This is a genomic window from Streptomyces sp. NPDC059092 (assembly GCF_042756365.1).
Lineage (GTDB): Bacteria > Actinomycetota > Actinomycetes > Streptomycetales > Streptomycetaceae > Streptomyces.
In genome coordinates this window covers 1-4054 of sequence record NZ_JBHZEJ010000141.1, presented here as the reverse complement: position 1 = coordinate 4054, position 4054 = coordinate 1, and the positions used below count along the sequence as shown (strand labels likewise).

Below are 4054 nucleotides of genomic sequence, written 5' to 3'. Positions count from 1 at the left end.
CCCCCGCCGCGCCGCCGTCTCCGCCTTCGGCATCAGCGGCACCAACGCCCACACCATCCTCGAACAAGCCCCACCCACCCCCGACACACCGACGGCCGAGCCGCGCACCACACCGCCCGCCCTGATCTCCGACGTGGTTCCCCTGCCGTTCTCCGCGCGTACCGAGCCCGCCCTGCGGGCCACCGCCGACCGGCTGCGGGCCCTGCTCACGGAGCCTGGCGCGCCGGGTCTCGCGGACACGGCCGGTACGCTGGCCGCCGTGGCGTCCCGTTGGGAGCGCCGCGGCGTCGTCCTCAGGACCGACACCGACTCCACCGCGCGGACACTGGCGATGCTGTCCGCGGGCGAACCGCCTTTCCGGGACGCCGCCGTGACCGGAACCACCGCCGCCCTCGGGCGCATCGCGTGGATCTTCCCCGGCCAGGGCGCGCAGTGGGCCGGGATGGCCGCGGAACTCCTGGAGTCCTCCCCCGTCTTCGCCGAGCGGATGCGCGCGTGCGCCGACGCCCTGGCCCCTCATGTGGACTGGCCCCTGCTGGAGATGGTTCTCGGTGCCGAGGACGACCCCCGGTGGGAGCGCGTGGACGTCGTACAGCCCGTGTCCTGGGCGGTGATGGTGTCGCTCGCGGCGCTGTGGCGCTCCTGCGGCGTCGTCCCCGCCGCCGTGGCGGGGCACAGCCAGGGCGAGATCGCCGCCGCCGTGGTCGCCGGGGCGCTGTCCCTCGACGACGGCGCCCGCGTCGTGGCCGTACGCGCCAGGCTGATCGCCGAGGAGCTGGCCGGCACGGGGGGCATGGCGGGGGTGGGCCTGTCGGCCGAGGACGTCGCGGCGCTGCCCGGGCCATGGGGCCCGAGGCTCTCCGTCGCGGCCGTCAACGGCCCCACCTCCACCGTCGTCTCCGGCGACGCGGACGCGCTCGACCGGCTGGGCGAGGAGTGCGAGCGCACCGGAGTGCGCCACCGCCGGCTCCCCGTCGACTACGCCTCCCACTCCGGCCAGGTGGAGCGCATCCGCGACCGGTTGCTGGCCGAACTGGCGGGCATCAGCCCGCGCGACGGCGACATCCCGCTGTACTCGACGGCGACCGGCTCGGTGCTCGACACCGCCGGGATGACGCCGGAGTACTGGTACACCAACCTGCGGGGGACCGTCCGCTTCGCCCCGGTCGTCGAGGACCTGCTGTCGGCGGGCCACGACATCCTCCTTGAGATCAGCTCACATCCGGTGCTCGTTCCCGGCATGCGGGAGACGGCGGAGACCGTCGGCACCGACGCCGCGGTGCTCGGCACCCTGCGCCGGGGGGAGGGCGGGGCGCCCCGGTTCCTCGCCGCCCTCGCCGGGGCCTTCGTCGCCGGGGCCCCGGTGGACTGGAGCGCGGTCGGGCCGGCGGACGGCGCCCCGCCGACCGGTGCCCGCGTCGCCCTGCCGACCTATCCCTTCCAGGGGCAGCGGTTCTGGCCGACGCCCGCCCGCCGCTCGTCCCCGCCCGACCACGCCGCCCTCGCCGGAGCCGGACTCTGGCAGGCGGTCGACGACGGCGACCGCGAGGCGCTCGCCGCCGAACTGGCCGTGCCCGCCGACAGGTCGGTGGACACCACGCTCACGCTGCTCTCCGACTGGCGCCGCCGCGCCCAGGAGTCGGCCACGCTCGACTCCTGGCGGTACGCCGTGACCTGGGCTCCGCTGCCCGACCGGGGTACGGTCCCGGCCCTGGACGGCCCGTGGGTGGTGGTCGCCCCGGCGGCGGAGGAGGCGGACGGGACGGTCGAGGACGTCCTCGCCGCCCTCGCCGCGGCGGGCGCGGACCTCCGCGTGCTGCGGGTACCCGCCGACGGCGCGGACCGCGCGGCGCTGGGCGCCGGCCTCGCCGGGATTCTGGACGACGGCCCCGCCCCGGCCGGGGCGCTGTCCCTGCTGGCGCTGGCCCCGTGGTCGGTCCCGTCCGCACACCCGGTGGTGCCCTGGCCGCTGGCCGCGTCACTCGCCCTGACCCAGGCGGTCCACGACGTGGGCTGCCCCGTCCCGCTGTGGACCGTGACCCGGGCCGCCGTGTGCGCCGCGCCCGGGGACCGCGCGCCCCTCGCCGGCCAGTCGTCGCTGTGGGCCCTGGGCCGGGTCGCCGGGCTGGAACATCCGGCCTCCTGGGGCGGGCTCGTGGACCTGCCCGCCGACCTCGGCACGACGGCACTGCGCCGGCTGTGCGGCGTACTCGCGGCCCCCGGCGACGAACAGGAACTGGCCGTCCGGTCCGCCGGCACCCTCGCCCGCAGGCTGGTGCCCGCCCCCGTAACACCTGCCCGCCCCGCACGCCCGTGGCAGCCGCGCGGCACCGTCCTGATCACCGGCGGCACCGGGGCGCTCGGCGCGCACGTCGCCCGACGGCTGGCCGGGCTGGGCGCCGACCATCTGCTGCTGGTGAGCAGGCGCGGCCCCGGCGCCGACGGCGTGGCGGACCTCACCCGGGAGCTCGGCGACCTGGGCGCCGGGCGGGTGAGCGTCGTGGGCTGCGACATCACCGACCGCGCCGCGCTCGCCGCGCTGCTCGCCGACGTGCCCGAGGACCTCCCCGTGACCGGGGTGGTCCACGCGGCGGGGGTCGGTGACACCACCCGCCTCGCCGACACCGACCTCGCCGCGTTCGCCGCCACCGTCGCGGCCAAGACCGAGGGCGCCCGCCACCTCGACGCACTGCTCGAAGGCCACGGCCTCGACGCCCTCGTGTACTTCTCCTCCGGTGCCGCGGTGTGGGGCAGCGAAGGGTCCGGGGCCTACGCCGCGGGCAACGCCTTCCTCGACGCGCTGGCCGAGGAGCAGCGGGCGCGGGGCGTCGCCGCGACCTCGATCGCCTGGGGCGGATGGGCGGGAGGCGGCATGGTCGACGACAGCGTCGAGCGACGGCTGAACCGGGCGGGTGTACGGTCCATGGACCCGGAATCGGCGGTCACCGCGCTGCTGCGCGCGGTCGAACACGACGAGACGACGGTGACCGTCACCGACATGGACTGGGCCGTCTTCGCCCGGTCCTTCACCGCCGCCCGGCCCCGGCCGCTGATCCAGGACCTGCCGGGAGTCGCCGCCGCCTCGCCCGAGGAGACGGCGCCGGAGGAAGACCGGACAGCTGAGCTGCGCCACCGCCTCGCCGAGGCGGACGGCGGCGAGCGGCGGCGGATCGTGCTCGACATCGTCCGCACCGCCGCGTCGCGGGCTCTCGGCCACGGCGACCCGGGCGCGATCGCGGCCGGGAAGCCGTTCCGGGACTTGGGGGTGGACTCGCTGACCGCCGTCGACCTGCGCGACCGGATCGCGAACGCCACCGGGCTCACCCTGCCCACGACCCTCGTCTTCGACCACCCCACGCCCACCGCGATCGCGGAGCTGCTGACCGGCACGCTGCTCACCGACGAGTCGCCGGCCCCGCCCGCCTCAGCTCACGGCACGGCACCCGCCGTACCGCCCGCCGTGGCGACGGGGAACGACCCGATCGCCATCGTCGGCATGGCGTGCCGTCTCCCCGGCGGCGCCGACACCCCCGAGGCGCTGTGGCGGCTGTTGGCCGACGGAACCGACGCGATCGGCGGATTCCCCGAGGACCGGGGCTGGGACCTCGGGGCGCTGCGCGCGGCCGTCGGCGACTTCCCGTTGGTCGGCGGGTTCCTCTCCGACGTGGCCGGGTTCGACGCCGGGTTCTTCGGGATCTCGCCCCGGGAGGCGCTGGCGATGGATCCGCAGCAGCGACTGCTGCTGGAGGTGGCCTGGGAGACGGTGGAGCGGTCCGGCATCGACCCTTCGTCACTGCGCGGAAGCGACACCGGGGTGTTCGTCGGCGCCGGTTCCCACGACTACGCCGACCTCGTGAAGGCGACCGAGGACGGCCGCGACTACGCGCTCACCGGGGCCGTGGGCAGTGTGCTGTCGGGCCGGGTCGCGTACGCGCTGGGCCTGGAGGGACCCGCGGTGACGGTGGACACGGCGTGTTCGTCGTCCCTCGTCGCCCTCCACCTCGCGACCCGGGCACTACGGAACGGCGAGTGCTCCCTGGCGCTCGCGGGCGGC

Annotated in this window: 1 protein-coding gene; it reads left to right on the top strand. The window is 76.7% G+C overall.

What is annotated here, in order from left to right; genetic code table 11:
• Nucleotides 1-4054, top strand: a 4054-nt coding sequence (locus tag ACFXPL_RS36920) for an SDR family NAD(P)-dependent oxidoreductase (protein WP_384927553.1), incomplete at both ends; no start/stop codon positions are given.